The sequence below is a fragment of the uncultured Shimia sp. genome (genome assembly GCF_947493595.1).
Lineage (GTDB): Bacteria > Pseudomonadota > Alphaproteobacteria > Rhodobacterales > Rhodobacteraceae > Shimia.
Window position 1 is genome coordinate 112,986 of the sequence record NZ_CANLRL010000002.1, and the last position, 16,862, is coordinate 129,847.

General features: G+C 58.1%; 16 protein-coding genes and 1 tRNA gene. 5 read left to right on the forward strand and 12 right to left on the reverse strand.

What is annotated here, in order from left to right:
• Nucleotide 1: 1 nt before the first annotated feature.
• Together petB and petA are read right to left on the reverse strand one after the other, a co-directional pair.
• Nucleotides 2-1,315, reverse strand: coding sequence for a cytochrome b (gene petB, locus Q0955_RS06105; RefSeq protein WP_299421330.1), 1,314 nt, complete (start codon nt 1,313-1,315; stop codon nt 2-4).
• Nucleotides 1,316-1,327: 12 nt separating this feature from the next.
• Entirely contained in the window at nt 1,328-1,888 is a 561-nt protein-coding gene (petA, locus tag Q0955_RS06110) for a ubiquinol-cytochrome c reductase iron-sulfur subunit (protein ID WP_299421332.1), read from the reverse strand.
• A gap of 305 nt (nt 1,889-2,193) precedes the next feature.
• Here petA and Q0955_RS06115 point away from each other — a divergent pair, with 305 nt between their 5' ends.
• From Q0955_RS06115 to fdhF, 4 genes are all read left to right on the forward strand, one after another.
• Entirely contained in the window at nt 2,194-3,081 is an 888-nt protein-coding gene (locus Q0955_RS06115; RefSeq protein ID WP_299421335.1) for a LysR family transcriptional regulator, read from the forward strand.
• An 85-nt stretch (nt 3,082-3,166) separates the two neighbouring features.
• Complete coding sequence (locus tag Q0955_RS06120; protein ID WP_299421338.1) at nt 3,167-4,858, forward strand: NAD(P)H-dependent oxidoreductase subunit E; 1,692 nt, start codon at nt 3,167-3,169, stop codon at nt 4,856-4,858.
• A gap of 1 nt (nt 4,859) precedes the next feature.
• Complete coding sequence (locus Q0955_RS06125) at nt 4,860-5,240, forward strand: VOC family protein (protein WP_299421341.1); 381 nt, start codon at nt 4,860-4,862, stop codon at nt 5,238-5,240.
• A gap of 14 nt (nt 5,241-5,254) precedes the next feature.
• Nucleotides 5,255-8,038 carry a formate dehydrogenase subunit alpha gene (gene fdhF / locus Q0955_RS06130; protein ID WP_299421343.1) on the forward strand — a complete coding sequence of 928 codons (2,784 nt, stop codon included), beginning with the start codon at nt 5,255-5,257 and terminating at the stop codon, nt 8,036-8,038.
• 57 nt (nt 8,039-8,095) lie between these two features.
• Here the strand turns inward: fdhF and Q0955_RS06135 are convergent, their stop codons facing one another.
• Genes Q0955_RS06135 through dapF form a run of 5 tightly spaced genes read right to left on the reverse strand, consistent with a single transcriptional unit; the run spans nt 8,096 to nt 12,224 of the window.
• On the reverse strand, nt 8,096-8,701 hold the full coding sequence (locus tag Q0955_RS06135; RefSeq protein WP_299423192.1) for a glutathione S-transferase: 606 nt from the start codon (nt 8,699-8,701) through the stop codon (nt 8,096-8,098).
• Nucleotides 8,702-8,715: 14 nt separating this feature from the next.
• Nucleotides 8,716-9,354 (reverse strand): FMN-binding negative transcriptional regulator, encoded by a 639-nt coding sequence (locus Q0955_RS06140; protein WP_299421346.1) that lies wholly within the window; start codon nt 9,352-9,354, stop codon nt 8,716-8,718.
• 44 nt (nt 9,355-9,398) lie between these two features.
• On the reverse strand, nt 9,399-10,055 hold the full coding sequence (locus Q0955_RS06145; protein WP_299421349.1) for a glutathione S-transferase: 657 nt from the start codon (nt 10,053-10,055) through the stop codon (nt 9,399-9,401).
• A 55-nt stretch (nt 10,056-10,110) separates the two neighbouring features.
• Entirely contained in the window at nt 10,111-11,373 is a 1,263-nt protein-coding gene (mtaB, locus tag Q0955_RS06150) for a tRNA (N(6)-L-threonylcarbamoyladenosine(37)-C(2))-methylthiotransferase MtaB (RefSeq protein ID WP_299421352.1), read from the reverse strand.
• On the reverse strand, nt 11,370-12,224 hold the full coding sequence (dapF, locus tag Q0955_RS06155; RefSeq protein WP_299421356.1) for a diaminopimelate epimerase: 855 nt from the start codon (nt 12,222-12,224) through the stop codon (nt 11,370-11,372). The genes mtaB and dapF overlap by 4 nt, the downstream gene beginning before the upstream one ends.
• A 105-nt stretch (nt 12,225-12,329) precedes the next feature.
• Between dapF and Q0955_RS06160 the strand changes: the two genes are divergently transcribed.
• Nucleotides 12,330-12,405: transfer RNA gene (locus Q0955_RS06160), tRNA-Lys, on the forward strand.
• Between the two features lie 133 nt (nt 12,406-12,538).
• Here Q0955_RS06160 and Q0955_RS06165 read toward each other — a convergent pair.
• The 5 genes from Q0955_RS06165 to fliF form a co-directional block, all read right to left on the reverse strand.
• Nucleotides 12,539-13,492: a DMT family transporter gene (locus Q0955_RS06165; RefSeq protein ID WP_299421361.1), complete on the reverse strand. Its 954-nt coding sequence runs from the start codon at nt 13,490-13,492 to the stop codon at nt 12,539-12,541.
• Between the two features lie 89 nt (nt 13,493-13,581).
• Nucleotides 13,582-14,319: a flagellar type III secretion system pore protein FliP gene (gene fliP / locus Q0955_RS06170; RefSeq protein WP_299421367.1), complete on the reverse strand. Its 738-nt coding sequence runs from the start codon at nt 14,317-14,319 to the stop codon at nt 13,582-13,584.
• Nucleotides 14,319-14,600: a FliM/FliN family flagellar motor C-terminal domain-containing protein gene (locus Q0955_RS06175; protein WP_299421370.1), complete on the reverse strand. Its 282-nt coding sequence runs from the start codon at nt 14,598-14,600 to the stop codon at nt 14,319-14,321. The genes fliP and Q0955_RS06175 overlap by 1 nt, the downstream gene beginning before the upstream one ends.
• The gene (locus Q0955_RS06180; RefSeq protein WP_299421372.1) at nt 14,593-15,192 is read right to left on the reverse strand and encodes a hypothetical protein; all 600 of its coding nucleotides are present in this window, start codon (nt 15,190-15,192) and stop codon (nt 14,593-14,595) included. Before Q0955_RS06180 ends, Q0955_RS06175 begins: the two co-directional genes overlap by 8 nt.
• Nucleotides 15,192-16,817, reverse strand: coding sequence for a flagellar basal-body MS-ring/collar protein FliF (gene fliF, locus Q0955_RS06185; RefSeq protein ID WP_299423194.1), 1,626 nt, complete (start codon nt 16,815-16,817; stop codon nt 15,192-15,194). Before fliF ends, Q0955_RS06180 begins: the two co-directional genes overlap by 1 nt.
• Nucleotides 16,818-16,862 lie beyond the last annotated feature (45 nt).

Here is a 16,862-nt window from a genome sequence, read left to right on the forward strand (position 1 = left end):
CTTATTCAGCAGGTTTGCCGTAGTGGGCGTTGAAGTCTTCTTCGATGGTGGCCGGCGGTGTTGTCGGCTTTTCGATCACACCGAGAATCGGCAGAATCACGAAGAAGTAAGCGAACCAGTAGGTCGCACCAATCAGGGAGATGGTGGAGTATGGCGGCTCTGCTGGCATTGCGCCGGCCCACATCAGAACGATGAAGTCGACAACCAGAAGGGCGTACCACCACTTGAACATCGGACGGTAACGACCGGAGCGCACGCGGGAGGTATCGAGCCATGGCACCAGAGCCATCGCAATGATCGCACCAAACATCGCCAGAACACCAAAGAACTTGGCGTCGATGATGCCACCGGTGATCCAGCTGGCGCCCATCACAACCCAAACGTCGGCAGTGAAGGCACGCAGGATCGCGTAGAACGGCAGGAAGTACCATTCAGGCACGATGTGTGCAGGTGTCGCCAGCGGGTTGGCTTCGAGATAGTTGTCCGGGTGACCCAGGTAGTTCGGCATAAAGCCTACGATCGCGAAGAAGATGGTCAGAACAATTGCCAGACCCACGAGATCTTTGATCACGAAGTAAGGCCAGAATGGCAGGGTGTCTTTTTTGACTTCTTCTTTGGAGCCTTTGCGCACATCAACACCGGTTGGGTTGTTGTTGCCTGTGGTGTGGAAGGCCCAGATGTGCACAACCACCAGAGCGGCAATCACAAACGGCACCAGATAGTGCAGCGAGAAGAAGCGGTTCAGTGTGGCGTTGTCCACAGCAGGTCCGCCGAGCAGCCAAGTCTGGATCGCTTCGCCGATGAACGGGATCGCGCCAAACAGGCCGGTGATCACGGTGGCACCCCAGAAAGACATCTGACCCCAAGGCAGAACGTAGCCCATGAAGCCGGCTGCCATCATCAGAAGGTAAATGATCATGCCAACAATCCATGTGATCTCACGTGGGGCTTTATAAGAGCCGTAGTAGAGGCCACGGAAGATGTGGATGTAGACCGCAAAGAAGAACAGCGAGGCGCCGTTCATGTGGATGTAGCGGATCATGTGACCGCCGTTCACGTTGCGCATGATGTGCTCAACGGAGGCAAACGCCAGATCAACGTGCGGGGTGTAGTGCATCACCAGAACAATGCCGGTGACAATTTGCAGCACCAGGCAGAACGCCAGAACGATGCCCCAAATCCACCACCAGTTCAGGTTTTTTGGCGTTGGAATCATCAGGGTGTTGTACAGCAGACCGATAATCGGCAGGCGGCTCTCAACCCATTTTTCGCCCTTTGTCTTGGGCTCGTAGTGATCGTGTGGGATACCAGACATACGCGCGTCTCCTTATCCGAGGACCAGTTCGCTGCCCTCAAAGCGGGCAACAGGAACGTGGAGGTTTTCAGGAGCCGGACCTTTGCGGATGCGGCCGGAGGTGTCGTAGTGCGAGCCGTGGCATGGGCAGAACCAGCCACCAAAGTCACCAGCGCCGTCGCCCAGAGGCACACAACCGAGGTGGGTACACACACCCATCATCACCAGCCATTCGCCAGCTTCGTCCATTGCGCGGTTTTCATCCGCTGCATCGGTGCCGGGTTTGTTGGCGTTTTGGGAGCCTTGGTCGATGGACAGGTCGTCCATGTTGACCGCACGAGCGTCGTCGATCTCGGTTTGGGTGCGGCGGCGAATAAACACCGGCTTACCAAGCCATTTCACGGTCAACTGCGTACCTGGCTCAATGCCGGATGTATCAACGCGAATCGAAGAGAGCGCGCGCACATCGGCGGAGGGGTTCATCTGATTGACCAGCGGCCAGACGGCAGCACCAGTAGCCACGGCACCTGCGCCAGCGGTGGCGTAGTAGAGAAAGTCTCTCCGGGTGCCTTCGTGATCTTCTGCGTGGGACACGAGGTTCCTCCATTTTTCAGCCGACAAGCGGCCCATATCGGTTCGGGCCGCAGTTACCCGCAGCCTCTCTCCGCCGCTATTTAACGAAGGTGTTGCAACCCGTCCAGCGAACATTCGCTTATCTTGTGCTGTCGCGTCCCCTTGTCGCGCTTGATGACACAGTTTTTCCGGCGGTTGGCCGCAATATTCTTACTCTGCGGTTAAGCAAACTCAGGTGTTCCGTTCGAATCGTGGGCGCGGTCGCGGTCTGGCGCGGGAAGGGCAAAGCCGCTAGAGCTTGCGTCACAGCTTAGTGGAGCGGTCCTGTGATCAGCCTGAAAGACCTCGAATTTCTGTCCTCATTGGCCCGACACGGGCATTTTGCCCGCGCCGCAGAAGATTGTGGTGTGTCCCAACCTGCGTTCAGCATGCGCATTCGCAAGATGGAAGAACGGCTGGATGCAGCGATTGTGAAACGGGGCAACCGATTTTTGGGGTTCACCCCGGAAGGCGAGGCGCTGGTCCGTCATGCCCGCAAGATCATGGACAGTGTGAAGCTGCTGGAAGAAGACTTCCGCTCCGCCGGGGGAGAAGTCACCGGGAAACTTGCGATTGGCGTGGTGCCAACTGCTGTTGGGTTTGCCGCCAATACTGTGCAGAAACTACGCACCGCCCATCCGGGTATTGTTGTGCGGGTTCAAGCGGCCTCATCCTTGGCCATCCAGCAAGGATTGGAGAACGGCGTGTTTGACGCTGGGATCACCTATGGCGAGGGCGTGTCGCCAGAGATGATGCGCGTGGAACACCTTTATGATGAGGCCTACCTGCTGCTGTCCCCCAAAGAGCTTGCGCCACGTGGGAGTGGCACCGCCAGCTGGGAAGAAGCCGCACAATTGCCCTTAAGCCTGCTGGAGCCGGGCATGCAGAACCGACGCATCCTTGATTTGGTGTTTCGCGACATTGGCGTGGTGCCCACGGTGGTGGCGGAAACCGGGGAGTTCACCTCCTCAATGTTAATGGCAGCCAATGGGATGGCCGCGACGGTCATTCCCGAAGGCCTGGCCAATAGCCTCGGAAAAATGGCGGGCACCGTTGCGCTGCCATTGACGGACCCAGTGGTGCAAAAAGACGTGAGCCTGATCTCCCCACACCGCGATCCAGGTTTGTCCACGGTTGAAGCTCTGCGTCGGTCGCTCAACCTGAACAGTACATAAGCAAAATTGATTGCAGCTTAAGTTTTACCTGATTGATTATCAGTTTGCGTGATGCCACCCTGAGCCATCTGGCAGGGAGGTGACCATGGTACCGCTGGACGAGTCCAAAGGTGTTTGGAAGAAAAAAGGCACAGGCAAATCACGACGCACGCCCAAGGGGCGGCAGGTCGATGATGTTGCTTTGGCGGAGGTGCAGACGCTTTTGGGAGAGATGCCCAGACGGCGCGACCTATTGATCGAGTTTTTACATCTGATTCAGGATGCTTACGGGCATTTGTCCGCCGCGCACATCCGCGCGTTGGCGGAGGAAATGCGCCTTGGTCAGGCTGAAATCTATGAAGTGGCCACCTTTTATGCCCACTTTGATTTGGTTGCAGAAGACGAGGCACCGCCCCCTGCCCTGACCATCCGGGTATGTGATTCGCTGTCTTGCGAGCTGGCCGGAGCCGAACAGCTGCACAAAGCCTTAAAAGATGGCATGGACCCTTCCGAAGTGCGGGTGCTGCGCGCGCCTTGCATGGGGCGTTGTGACACCGCCCCCACATTGGAGTTGGGCCACAATCACATCGACCACGCCACGGTGGAAAAAGTCGAAGCAGCGATTGCCGCGGGTGACACCCACACGCGCATTCCTGAGTATGAAGACTTCGCGGCCTATCAGGCCAAAGGTGGCTATGCGGAGTTGAGCAAGATTCGCGATGGCGGTGATTGGGAAACGGTGCAGGAGCAGGTGCTGGCCAGCGGACTGCGCGGGCTTGGCGGCGCGGGTTTCCCATCGGGCAAGAAGTGGGGCTTTGTTCGCGCAAACGCCGGGCCACGTTACCTTGCGGTGAACGGCGACGAGGGCGAGCCGGGTACATTTAAAGACCGCTTCTACTTAGAGCGCCGCCCGCATCTGTTCCTTGAAGGCATGTTGATTGCAGCCTGGGCCGTGGAAGCGGAGACCTGCTTTATCTATCTGCGCGACGAATATCCGGCGGTCCGATTAATTTTGACTCGAGAGATTGCCAAGCTGGAAGCGGCTGGACTTGTGGCACCGGGGTTCATTGATCTGCGCCGCGGCGCAGGGGCCTATATCTGCGGTGAAGAAAGCGCGATGATTGAGTCGATCGAAGGCAAGCGCGGATTGCCCCGTCACCGCCCACCGTTTGTGGCGCAGGTGGGAATCTTCAACCGCCCCACATTGGTGCACAACGTCGAAACGCTCTATTGGGTTGCCCGAATTGTACGCGAGGGCGCAGAAGCAATGTCCTCTGTTGAACTCAATGGCCGCACCGGCCTGCGCAGCTATTCTGTGTCTGGCCGCGTGAAAGCGCCGGGCGTTTATGAACTGCCAGCGGGCTCGACCATTTTGGACATCATCGAAGCCTCCGGTGGCATGCTGGATGGCCACACATTCAAAGCATTCCAGCCGGGTGGGCCTTCCTCTGGCCTATTGCCCGCCTCAATGTCGGATGTGCCTCTGGATTTTGACACCTTACAACCGCTTGGCACCTTTATTGGATCTGCTGCTGTGGTGGTGCTGTCAGATCAGGACAGCGCGCGGGATGCGGCCCTAAACATGCTGAAGTTCTTCGAAGATGAGAGCTGTGGCCAATGCACGCCGTGCCGCACGGGCTGTGAAAAAGCTGTTAAACTGATGCAAGCGGACAGTTGGGATCAGCCCCTGCTAGAAGACCTGTGTCAGGTGATGAGTGACGCCAGCATTTGTGGCCTTGGGCAAGCTGCGCCCAATCCGATCCGCCTTGTTATGAAGCATTTCAGCGAGGAGATTTAGGATGGCGAGCATGGATTTGGGTGCGTTCTCGGTGAGTTTGGCGGTCAAAGATTTGGCCGCGAGCCAAGCCTTCTATGAAAAACTGGGCTTTGAGATGATGGGCGGCCAGCCCACCGAGAACTGGTGCATTCTGAAAAACGGCGAGCATGTGATTGGCCTGTTTCAGGGCATGTTTGAGGACAACATCCTGACGTTCAATCCCGGCTGGGATCAAAGCGCGCAGAACACCGACAGCTTCACCGATGTGCGGGACCTGCAAAAACAACTTAAGGACAAAGGCCTTGAGTTGATGAGCGAGGCGGATGAGGCCTCTGAGGGGCCTGCGAGCCTGATGCTGCAAGATCCGGATGGCAACACCATCCTGATTGACCAACACCGATAAAGAGCGAGGTCGCCATGCTTGACGCCAGCCAATCCAACACCGTGACCTTTTCCCTTGATGGAAAGGACGTGACTGTACCCGAAGGCACCAGCATCTGGGATGCTGCCAACGGCCAAGGGTTTGTGATCCCGCATCTGTGCCACAAACCAGCCAAAAGCTATCGCCCGGACGGCAATTGCCGCGCCTGTGTGGTTGAGGTGGAAGGCGAGCGCACCTTGGCAGCTTCGTGCATTCGCCCGGCTACTGAAGGCATGGTGGTGCACACCCAGTCCGAGCGGGCGGTAAAAGCGCGGGAGATGGTTATCGAGCTTTTGGCCGCGGATCAGCCCGACGTGAAGCATGACGCCAGCAGTCATTTTGCCGAGATGGCGGCGCAAGTTGGGGTGGAACAGTCTCGATTCCCGACCAAAGCGCCAGAATCTGTGCCGCTGTTGGATGCCAGCCACGTGGCGATGAGCGTCAACCTGGACGCCTGCATCCACTGTAACCTCTGTGTGCGGGCCTGCCGCGATGTGCAGGTCAACGATGTGATCGGCATGAGCGGGCGCGGGGCCGAAGCCAAGATTGTGTTTGATCAGAACGATGCCATGGGCGCCTCATCCTGTGTGGCGTGCGGCGAATGTGTGCAGGCCTGCCCGACCGGCGCGTTGATGCCAGCCGCCGTGTTGGACGAAACCGGCGCGGGCGACAGTGCGGATTATGACCGCGAAGTCAAAAGCGTATGCCCTTACTGTGGTGTCGGCTGTCAGATCAGCTTCAAGGTCAAAGACGATAAGATCAAATACGTCGAAGGCATTGGCGGGCCGGCCAATGAAAACCGGCTCTGCGTGAAAGGCCGCTTTGGCTTTGACTACATCGAGCACCCACACCGTTTGACCAAACCGCTGATCCGGCGTGACGATGCGCCCGCGAAAGGCCTGAACGTCGATCCGGGCAATCTGCTGACGCACTTCCGCGAAGCGACCTGGGACGAGGCGCTGGATGCCGCGGCCGGTGGATTGGCCAAGCTGCGGGTAGAAAAAGGCACGAACGTTGCCGGATTCGGCTCTGCGAAGTGTTCCAACGAGGAAGCCTATCTGTTTCAAAAACTGATCCGTCAGGGCTTTGGCCACAACAACGTGGACCACTGCACCCGGCTGTGCCACGCGTCGTCTGTGTCGGCCCTGTTGGAAAACGTCGGCTCCGGTGCGGTGACGGCAACCTTTAACGAGATCGAAAACGCCGATGTGGCCATAGCGATTGGCTGTAACCCGATTGAAAACCACCCGGTGGCGGCGACCTATTTCAAACAGTTCGCCAAACGTGGCGGGAAGCTGATTGTCTGTGACCCACGGGGTGTGGGCCTTGGCAAACACGCGTCCCACAAGCTGCAGTTCAAGCCGGGCGCGGATGTCTCCATGCTCAATGCGATCATGCATGTGATCGTCGAAGAAGAGCTTTATGACGAAGCTTATATCTCTGAGTTCACTGAGAACTGGGAGGAGATGAAAGCGCATCTGAAAGACTTCAGCCCAGAGGCGATGGAGCCGATTTGCGGCATCGACCCAGAACTGCTGCGCGACGCGGCGCGGACCTTTGCCAAGGGCAAAGCGGGCATGATTTTCTGGGGCATGGGTGTGAGCCAGCACATCCACGGCACCGACAACGCGCGCTGCTTGATTTCCCTGGCACTGATGACTGGCAATGTTGGTAAATCCGGCGCGGGTCTGCACCCACTGCGCGGTCAGAACAACGTGCAAGGCGCGTCTGATGCGGGTCTGATCCCGATGTTCCTGCCTGACTATCAGTCGGTCATGGATGACGGTGTGCGCTCTGCCTTCACCAAGGTGTGGGACAGCGAGGATTTCTCCGCACAAAAAGGCCTCACGGTGGTTGAGATCATGCATGCGATCCATGATGGCGATATCAAAGGCATGTATATTCTGGGTGAAAATCCGGCGATGTCGGACCCGGATGTGGACCACGCCCGCGCTGCGCTGGCGATGCTGGATCATCTGGTGGTGCAGGATATTTTCCTTACAGAAACTGCCAACTATGCTGATGTGATCCTGCCGAGTTCTGCTTGGTACGAAAAATCCGGCACGGTGACCAACACCAACCGGCAGGTGCAGATGGGCCGTCCTGTGACCCCACCGCCGGGTGAGGCCAAAGAAGACTGGTGGATCGAGGTCGAATTGGCCAAACGTTTGGGACTGAATTGGGACTACAGCCACCCCAAAGAGGTGTTTGTCGAGATGAAGCTCAACATGGGCTCGCTCAACAACATCACGTGGGAGCGTCTGGAAGGCGAGGCGGTGACCTATCCGTCGCTGTCGCCGGAAGACCCTGGACAGCCCATCGTGTTTGGTGACGGCTTCCCCCGCGAGAACAAGCGTGCGCGGTTTACGCCTGCGTCGGTGATCCCGCCGGATGACAAGCAAAACGAAGACTATCCGATGGTGTTGATCACAGGGCGGCAGCTGGAGCATTGGCACACCGGCTCGATGACACGCCGCGCCAGCACGCTGGATGCGCTGGAGCCGGAAGCAAACTGTTCGCTGCACCCGTCGACCCTGCGCAAACTGGGAGTTGAGGCCGGAGAATATGTAGCACTGACCACGCGGCGCGGGACTGTCACGGTGATGGCACGGGCGGACCGTGCGGTGGCGCCGGACAACGTGTTCCTGCCGTTTGCCTATGTCGAAGCGGCGGCCAATATCCTAACCAATGCAGCGCTTGATCCTTACGGGAAAATTCCGGAATTCAAGTTCTCAGCCGTGAAAGTGGAGAAGGCAGAAACGCCGATTGCGGCGGAATAGAGACTATTTTAAACGCAATAGGGCCGCGCTCCAGATCGGAAGCGCGGCCTTTTTTGTTCAATCGCTTGGCACAGTGGCGAGCATGCTGTCGCGTTTAGAAAACTCTGCGTACCAGCCTGCCAAACCATCCCGTCCCTGGCGCCAGTTGCGGGCGTCATGGCGGAAATCCAGATAACCCAGCGCGCAGCCGACCGCGATTTGCCCCATGTCGAGCGGTCCAAACAGGTGGCTCATCCAACGTTCATTGAGGGCGTCCAGTGCGCCTTCGACTTTGCCCCATTGCGCGGTGAGCCAGTCGTCAAACACAATTTCTTCCGGGCGCAGGCGTTTTTCGTAGACCATCAAGACAGCGGCTTCGAGAATGCCGTCTGCGGTGGCCTCTAAGGTCAGCACATCCCAAAGGCGGTCTTCAGGGTAGAGATCCGCCCCGGCACGGGCCACCAGATAGCGGCAGATCACGCGGCTGTCGTAAATTGCCGGACCACCTGGGCGCACCAGTGCGGGGATTTTACCCAACGGATTCGCTACGGCGGCTTCGTCAGCGGTGCTCAGCGCGGTGGTGTGCACGCGGGTTAGCTCCACATCGTCAGTCTGGCCGGTCTCCGCCAAAGTCACGCGCACCTTGCGCACGAAGGGCGAGGCGGGGGAATGGATCAGCTGCAATTTGGACATCTCAATTACTCCGTATCAGGATCGGCAAAAGGGGATTGCATCAAGGCCGCGAGCTCGCGGGCCTCGCTGCCAAAACCGTAGGCGGCCATTTGATTAGCCGCCGCATGGCGCACATCTTTGGGTTTGTTCTGCCCCAGCTTCCAGGTGCCCTGCACGTCCTCGATTGTGAGACGATAGGGCACAATCATACGCAGCATGCGCTCAAAACTGTCGCCGCTCATCTTGGCGCGGGTCCAGGGCGGTTTGGGCAGCAGGTTGGCTTCAAAATGGGCTGACAGACGGTCCAGGAGATCAGGCAAGTCGTCCTGTGGCAGGGGGGACAGCTGCCCGATGAGGTGTACGGCGACGTAGTTCCACGTCGGGACCTGATCGTCTGCGTTGTACCAATCCGGGGAGACGTAGCTGTCCGGTCCGCTCACCACCAATCGCGCCGGGGTGGCGTTTTTCACGGAACGGGCCATGGGATTGGAGCGCACAAGGTGCAGGTCTGCAGTTTTGCCATCTTCGGCCAACAGAAACGGGACATGGCTTACCATCGGTGCGGCATCGGTTGCGGAGATTGCGAGCATGCCAAAGCCTCGCTCCTTGGCGAAAGCCAGGTTCTTTTCCTCTGCGGTGCTGCGGAACGCCGGATTGGGATGCATGGTATGCGCCTCGTCACTACTTTGGCGCGATCGTGCAGGCGGGACTACGGATTGGCAACCGCTATTGCACGTTCAAACCGCAACGACGCATCACCTTCACGCCACATGGGCAGTTTGGGCATGATCGCGGCGAAACGGTCAGATGCAATAAAGGCCTCCAGCCAGCGGGACAGGTTGGAGCCCGCGTCCGCATCAAAGCGGGGTTTGTTGATAAAGGCGAATTGGCGCACGAATGGCAGGATCGCCATGTCGGCCAGGCTGGGCGCGTCGCCAAAAAGCCAGAGTTTGTCTCCGATCTGTTGATCCAATTTGGACAGAAATGCCATGGCGGTGGCCCGTGACTCTTCCGGGTCCAGCTCCGGATAGCGGGTGTGATATTTGGTGTGGTCCAGCGCGGCCTTAAAAGGCCCATCCGCCTCGGCAATCAGCTCATGGCCCAGTTCCGGCATATTCAGCCAGCCTTCCGGATCACTTTTCTGCAGCGCCCAAGTCATCACGTCGAGACTTTCGTCAATCACATGGTCCTCGACTTTCAAACAAGGCACCGTGCCGCTTGGCGAGGTCTCCAAAAATGCAGGCGCCTTGTCGCGCAACAGAACCTCGCGCAGCTCCACCGCCACGCCAGAGACGGCCACCGCCAAACGGGCCCGCATCGCGTAGGGGCAGCGACGGAAGGAATAGAGAACGGGCAACTCAGTCATCTTGTTTTCTCTTTCCAGAAATATCCCGGGGGTTTGGGGGCTGGCCCCCAAGCACTTAGGCCACCAACTGTTGTCCACGCACATCAAGGATGGATGCGGTCACAATCGCCCCCTCCTCTTGCGGTGCATCAAATGTGACTTCGGTGAACTGTTCCGTGCGGCCCATGTTGGGGTTTTCCATCAGGATGTGATGGGTTTTGCCAAGCTGCGCCGCCAGATGTTTCTCCACCTGCGCTGCCCCGGCTTCGCGCAGCTGTGCCGCGCGGGTTTTGATGACGTTGCCGTTCACCTGACTGGGGATTTTGGCCGCAGGCGTGCCTTCGCGCTTGGAATAAGGGAAGACATGCAGCCATGTGAGATCACACTCCTGCACCAGCTTCAGAGAGTTTTCAAAATGTGCGTCGGTCTCGGTTGGGAAACCGGCAATGATGTCCGCGCCAAAGGTCATTTCTGGGCGCAGTTTCTTAGCTTCTTCGCAGAATCGGATGGCATCATCGCGCAGGTGGCGGCGGGCCATACGTTTGAGGATCAGATCATCACCGTGCTGCAGGCTCAGATGCAAATGTGGCATCAGGCGCGGCTCCGACGCGATGGCCAGCATCAGGTTTTCATCCACCTCAATGCTGTCAATCGAGCTGATCCGCAGACGCGGCAAGTCCGGCACCAACTTCAGGATGCGCATGACCAGATCGCCCAGCTTCGGTTGCATCGGCTGATCCGCGCCCCAGCTGGTCAGGTCCACGCCGGTCAGCACAACTTCGTTGAAGCCTTTGTCCACCAGCCGCTTGATCTGATCCACCACCACACCGGCCGGCACCGAGCGGGAATTGCCCCGGCCATAGGGGATGATGCAGAAGGTGCAGCGGTGATCACAGCCGTTTTGCACCTGCACATAGGCGCGTGAGCGGGTGCCAAAGCCGTCGATCAAGTGACCGGCGGTTTCCGTCACCGACATGATGTCGTCGACCTGCACCTTTTCAGTCTCACCAATGAAGTCGGCGGCCATGCCCTGCCAGGTGGCGGGGTTCATTTTTTCGGTGTTGCCAATGACCTTGTCGACTTCGCCCATGGCGGCGAACGTCTCTGGCTCCACCTGCGCGGCACAGCCGGTGACAATGATTTGCGCATCCGGATTGTCGCGGCGCAGGCGGCGGATTTCCTGACGGCTTTTGCGTACTGCCTCCGCGGTCACCGCACAGGTGTTTACGATCACGGCATTCTCAAGACCGGCGGATTGCGCCATGTCTTTCATCGCCTCTGATTCATATGAATTCAGGCGACAGCCCAGTGTGGTGAATTTTGGCGGGGAGGCAGTCATTTGTGCCGCTCCAGAAAGGCTGAGGTGAATTGGCCGGACATGACATGCTCGGTCTCGCCGGTCATCCAGACGCCGTCTTCGGCCCAATTGATCCAAAGCGTGCCGCCATCCAGATCAATCTGGACCTTTCGACCCGTCAAACCACGACGCGCGGCGGCCACAGCAGTGGCACAGCTGGACGAACCAGACGCCAGAGTTGTGCCCACACCGCGTTCCCAAACCCGCATGCGGATGTGGTTTTCGCCAATAATCTGCGCGACCTGCACGTTGGTACGCTCCGGATACAGCGGATGGTGTTCATGCGCGGCCCCGAAGGCTTCGAGATCCACGCTGTCCACATCCTCCACAAAGAAGGTGCAATGGGGGTTGCCCATGCCGGTGGCGGTTGGCGCGCCATCGATGGGCAGTTCCAAAGTGTCTATTTCGCGGGCAAGGGGTACTTCGCGCCACAAAAGCTGCGGATGGCCCATGTTCACGGACACCAGACCCTTGCCAGCCTCGCGGGCCAACAAAGTGCCGCGATCTGTGGTCAGGGTTAACGACTCAGCCGCCGACTCATCCATCAGATACCGTGCAATACAACGGGTGGCGTTGCCACAAGCGGCCGAGGTGGAGCCGTCTGCGTTGTAAAACGTCAGATGGGCGTCGGCATTGCTACCGGCTGTGCCGTGAGAAATCACCGCAAGCTGATCAAATCCCACACCTTTTTGGCGGTGTGCAATGGCGGTTATTTGATTTTTACTCAGCGCAAAGGCGCGCGTGCGGGCATCGACAACGACAAAATCATTGCCCAGCCCATGCATTTTCATGAACGCCAAAGGGGTTTCAACACGTGTATCCATTGGGCGCATATACGCCCGTTGAACATCCTTTTCCAGTATGGCGAAATTTTTCTTGAGAATCGGCTTGACCCCCTCGGTCAGTCGGCTTAGTAACCGCGCACCAACACAGAGAGTGGGCCGTTAGCTCAGTTGGTAGAGCAACTGACTTTTAATCAGTAGGTCGAAGGTTCGAACCCTTCACGGCTCACCACTTTCAAACAAAACCCCGCCATTGGCGGGGTTTTGTTGTTTTTGGGATCCCGCAAAACAGCACGCTTGAGCGCGCGCGGCCTGTGGGCCGTCACACTCCTTTAGAGCACTCCGCCAGTACTAAGCGGCGTGCCTCAGACAGTGCTGTTCTCATTAGACCGGCGCAAAGCCTGGCTGACTCGGAAGTTACCGGGCGACAGACCACGAGAGCGCGTGCGCAGGACCGGGGTTTGCTCAGACGTGCCGCCGGTGGCTTCGCGGGCGATGATAAAGAGGCCGCTGGCGACAATCACCGCCGCGCCTATCAGGGTCGGTGCATCTGGTGTTTCGTCAAACAGCAGCACGCCAAAGAACACCGCCCAAATGATTTGCGAATATTGCATGGGGGCAACCAAAGCCGCCTCGCCGAGGGTATACGCGGAGACCATGAGCAAGGTGGCGACAAAGCCAAAAACCGCAACAATGGCAAAACCTGCCAAATCGGGCGCGGAAACCGGGTGATAGACAAACACCATGGCCACAGACATGGCCGCCACGCTGATCAGCAGCGGATAGAGCATCAGCACAACGCGGCGCTCATCCTGGCCAATTTTGCGCACGATCACCGATTGCAACGCAGCGGTGCCTGCCGCCACCAAAGCGGCAAGGTGGCCGAGATTCAAATCGGTGGCGCCGGGGCGGACAACAATCATCACCCCCAAAAGCCCCACCAGAACCGCCATCATCCGCCAGATGCCCACTTTTTCGCCCAGGACGGGAATGGCCAAAACTGTGACCAGCAGCGGCGTGGAGAACAGCAGCGCATAAACCTGCGCCAAAGGCAAAACCGAGAAGGCATAGAAGGCAGCGGTGGGGCAGATGACAACACAGAGTGAGCGCAGGGCCACCCACCACGGGTGCACGGGGCGTAGGTTGCCGTGCGTCGGATCACGCACCAGCATCAAAGTGATAAGCGGAAAGCTAAACAGTGAGGAGAAAAACACGATCTGAAACGGCGAGAAAGTCGCGCCGAGGTGTTTCACCACAACATCGTGGGTCGAATAGATGGCAAAGGCCAGCAGGGCCAGCAGGGTCGCTTTCAGATTCATGGGGCTACTCCGCGCCTGATGGCGCTAACGGATTGAGTCATCCGATGTGTGCCACGCGCCGCCTCAAAAGGGAAGCGGCGCGTGAAGTGCTAGAAGTAACTGCGCACCAGACTACCGGCAATCAGGCTCCAGCCGTCTGCGATCACAAAGAACGACAGTTTAAACGGCAAAGACACAATCGCAGGAGGAACCATCATCATCCCCATGGACATCAGCACAGCGGCGACCACGAGGTCGATGATCAGGAATGGCAGAAAGATCAGAAAGCCGATCTGAAATGCGCGGGCGATTTCCGACAACATGAAGCTGGGCACCAGAACCGACAGCGGCGAGTCCGGGCCTGGAGCTGTGTCGACCGTGTCCGGGCGCAAAGACGCCAGATGGATGTAAGTGTCCGGGTCCAGACGGGCGGCCATGAATTGGCGGAAGGGTTCCGTGGTCAACTCAAAGGCAGTTTCGATGTCGATCAATTCCGCCATCAGGGGCTCGACGCCGGTGGTCCAGGCCTGGGTAAAAACCGGTTCCATGACGTAGTAGGTCAGGAACATCGCCAATGAGACCATCATCATATTGGGCGGCGATTGCTGCAGACCAATGGCCTGACGCAGGATCGAAAGCACCGTCACGATGAAGGGGAAACAGGTGACCATGATCGCGATCCCCGGCGCGAGACTTAGGACCGTGATCAGGAGGAAAATTTGAATGCTGCGTGCCGTCAGCGAGCCGTCTTCGGTGATCGGAATGGACAGATCCTGCGCCGCGGCCGGATCTGCCATAAAGAGAAAGACGGTGGAAAAGGTGACGGCAAGAAAAGCCGCGCGGATCATCACAACCCGCTTTCGAACTCTGCCACTTCGGTCAGGCGCACGGCCAGTTGACCTTCTTGTCCGCCGTCCATTTCTTCAAGCTCGCCACGGGCGATGAGTTTGTCGCCCACATAAAGCTCAACCGGATCATCCACACGCTTGTCGAGCGGAAGCACAGAGTTTTCGTTCATGTTCAGCAGGTCGCCAATCAGCGGACGCGCCTTACCAACGGAGATGGTGATCTCCACCGGAACGGAGGTGAACGGGTTACCGGAATCGGATTTGAGAGTTGGATCAGCCATTCTGGGCCTCCTTGCGTGTTTCATGTGTGAACGCGGTCATGGCGCCAGCGACGGCTTCCAGAACCTCGCTGAGATCAATCAGGCGTTCGCGTTGGGCAAACTCAAAACGCACCTGGCCTTCTGCCAGGCTTTCGTCGCGCACCACCTCAACAGGCAGTTGCTTGTCTTCGGGCATCACATCAATGACCGGTTGGTAGCAATCTGGTGCCGTCGATAGCACCACAGGTGTTTCGCTGTTTTCGCGCACAATTTTGTGCAGCTGTTCCACAGCCAAAGCGCCAACCGCTTGCCGGGCCAGTTCTGGCAAGACAGTCATGATGGCTTTCTCCACCGTGGGAGCGAGGTCCGCGAGAATCGCTTCTCGCGCCTCATGGTAGGTGAAAGACAGATCATTCAGACGACCGGCCAGCGCGGCGGAAACACTGGCGTGCTCCTCGGATTTGGCGCTGATTGCATCATCCCAGCCGGCTTTGTAGCCCTGCTCAAAGGATTCGAGCATGTCATCTTCGTTGCCTTCCTCCTGTACCGCGACAGGTTCCGGCTCCGGGGCGGAGATACCGCCAAAGTCTTCAAACAGATGTGAAATTGACATCAGGCTTCCTCACGATCATCGAGCCAGTTGCGGAGGATCTCCACAGTTTCTTCTTTGCGGTCGCTAATCAGGCCGCGCAGACGGTCTGCGGCATCGGTTTGCGACATGCCGTCACCGCCTAATGCGGGCAGGCCACCGCCCAGATCTGGCAGGCCGGCGACATCGCCACCCATGTCACCCATCATTGGCAAGCCCATGTCAGCGCCGCCCATGTCGCCCATCATTGGAGCCATGGCAGGAAACTCACCGTCGTCGCCGCCCAAGTCAGGCAGCATCGGGGAATCGCCAATCTCGTTGAGTTCGCGGCTGCCACCACCGGCCAATAGGGGACGCACCACAAACAAACCCAGAACCAGAGCCACAATGGCCAATACTGCGGTTTGAATGATCGACATCAGATCAAGTTCCATACCTTTGAACATGGACGATTCGGCTGTGGTGCCCATTGGTAGAACCGGCTGGAAGTTCATGGATTTCAGGGTGATGACGTCACCGCGATTTTCGTTAAAGCCTACAGCAGAGGCTACCAGTTCGCGCAGGGCCTCAAGCTCTTCGTCCGGACGCGGCTCAACCACCGGCTCCCCAAGGTCGTTTTCCGTTTGGGTGCCGTTGACCAGAACCGCAACGGTCATACGCTTCACTGCACCCGGCTGGCGCAGAACCTCACGTTGGGTCTCGGACACTTCGTAATTGATGCGTTCACGAATTTCCCGATTCTGATTGGTGGAGCCGGAGCTGCCAGCCGCGTCGCCATCTGGCAGATTGGAGGCCACAGTCACCTGACCAGAGGCGTTTTGAGAATCAGTGCTGCGCTCTTCGGTATCTGTGCTGATCGCCACTCGGCTGGCAGGATCAAAAATCCGTTCAGTGATGGATTCGGTTTCGGTCACGGTCTCAATGCTGACCTCAACCACCGCATTTCCGGGGCCAACCCGCGCTTCCAGCATACGCTGAACCGCCAAACGGGTTTCTTCTTCCTTGTTGTCCCCAACTTTGGTGGTGGTTTCATCTGCCACACCAACCAGGCCACCGCTGCCATCAATAATGGCGACATCCTCTGGAGACAGACCCGATACAGCAGACGCCACAAGGAACCGCAACGCTTGGGCGTGTTTGGTTGGCAAATCCCCAGCGGGCGTGGTGATCGTCACGGAGGCGGACGGTTTGATGTGCCGTTGGAAAGGATTGGAAGACGCGTTGGCAATGTGCACCCGCGCCTGGCTGACCAGTGGGCTCACAACAATAGTGCGGGCCAGCTCTCCTTCTTTGGCGCGCCAGTAGGCCGCGTCAAACATTTGCGAGGTTGTGCCGAAGCCAGACAGCGAATCAAGAAGCTCGTAGCCCTGAGTCGTATTGGCGGGCAATCCTTCGCTTGCGAGCGTCATGCGCAGCTCGTCACGCATGCCGTTGGCGACATAAATCGAGCCGCCACGTACTTCGTAAATTGCACCACGTTGTTCAAGCGCCGTTACGACTTCGCCGGCGGCACCGCTTTCCAAACCACTATATAGAAGGGCCATTCCTGGTTTCGTGGCGACCCGACCCAATGACAATACGGTCGCAAAAACCGCAATCGTGGCCAATACGACGATCACCTTTCGCCGATTGTCCATTGCTGTCCACATATTCAAAAAATTCTGCACGTCTGTTCTCCGTGGGATCGCACTTTC

What these genes read in the sequence shown, in the direction of transcription:
- petB (WP_299421330.1), bottom strand. Translation starts at nt 1,315, where the DNA reads ATGTCTGGTATCCCACACGATCACTACGAGCCCAAGACAAAGGGCGAA.
- Q0955_RS06120 (WP_299421338.1), top strand. Translation starts at nt 3,167, where the DNA reads ATGGTACCGCTGGACGAGTCCAAAGGTGTTTGGAAGAAAAAAGGCACA.
- Q0955_RS06125 (WP_299421341.1), top strand. Translation starts at nt 4,860, where the DNA reads ATGGCGAGCATGGATTTGGGTGCGTTCTCGGTGAGTTTGGCGGTCAAA.
- fdhF (WP_299421343.1), top strand. Translation starts at nt 5,255, where the DNA reads ATGCTTGACGCCAGCCAATCCAACACCGTGACCTTTTCCCTTGATGGA.
- Q0955_RS06140 (WP_299421346.1), bottom strand. Translation starts at nt 9,354, where the DNA reads ATGCATCCCAATCCGGCGTTCCGCAGCACCGCAGAGGAAAAGAACCTG.
- Q0955_RS06145 (WP_299421349.1), bottom strand. Translation starts at nt 10,055, where the DNA reads ATGACTGAGTTGCCCGTTCTCTATTCCTTCCGTCGCTGCCCCTACGCG.
- mtaB (WP_299421352.1), bottom strand. Translation starts at nt 11,373, where the DNA reads ATGACTGCCTCCCCGCCAAAATTCACCACACTGGGCTGTCGCCTGAAT.
- dapF (WP_299421356.1), bottom strand. Translation starts at nt 12,224, where the DNA reads ATGCGCCCAATGGATACACGTGTTGAAACCCCTTTGGCGTTCATGAAA.
- Q0955_RS06165 (WP_299421361.1), bottom strand. Translation starts at nt 13,492, where the DNA reads ATGAATCTGAAAGCGACCCTGCTGGCCCTGCTGGCCTTTGCCATCTAT.
- fliP (WP_299421367.1), bottom strand. Translation starts at nt 14,319, where the DNA reads ATGATCCGCGCGGCTTTTCTTGCCGTCACCTTTTCCACCGTCTTTCTC.
- Q0955_RS06175 (WP_299421370.1), bottom strand. Translation starts at nt 14,600, where the DNA reads ATGGCTGATCCAACTCTCAAATCCGATTCCGGTAACCCGTTCACCTCC.
- Q0955_RS06180 (WP_299421372.1), bottom strand. Translation starts at nt 15,192, where the DNA reads ATGTCAATTTCACATCTGTTTGAAGACTTTGGCGGTATCTCCGCCCCG.
- fliF (WP_299423194.1), bottom strand. Translation starts at nt 16,817, where the DNA reads ATGTGGACAGCAATGGACAATCGGCGAAAGGTGATCGTCGTATTGGCC.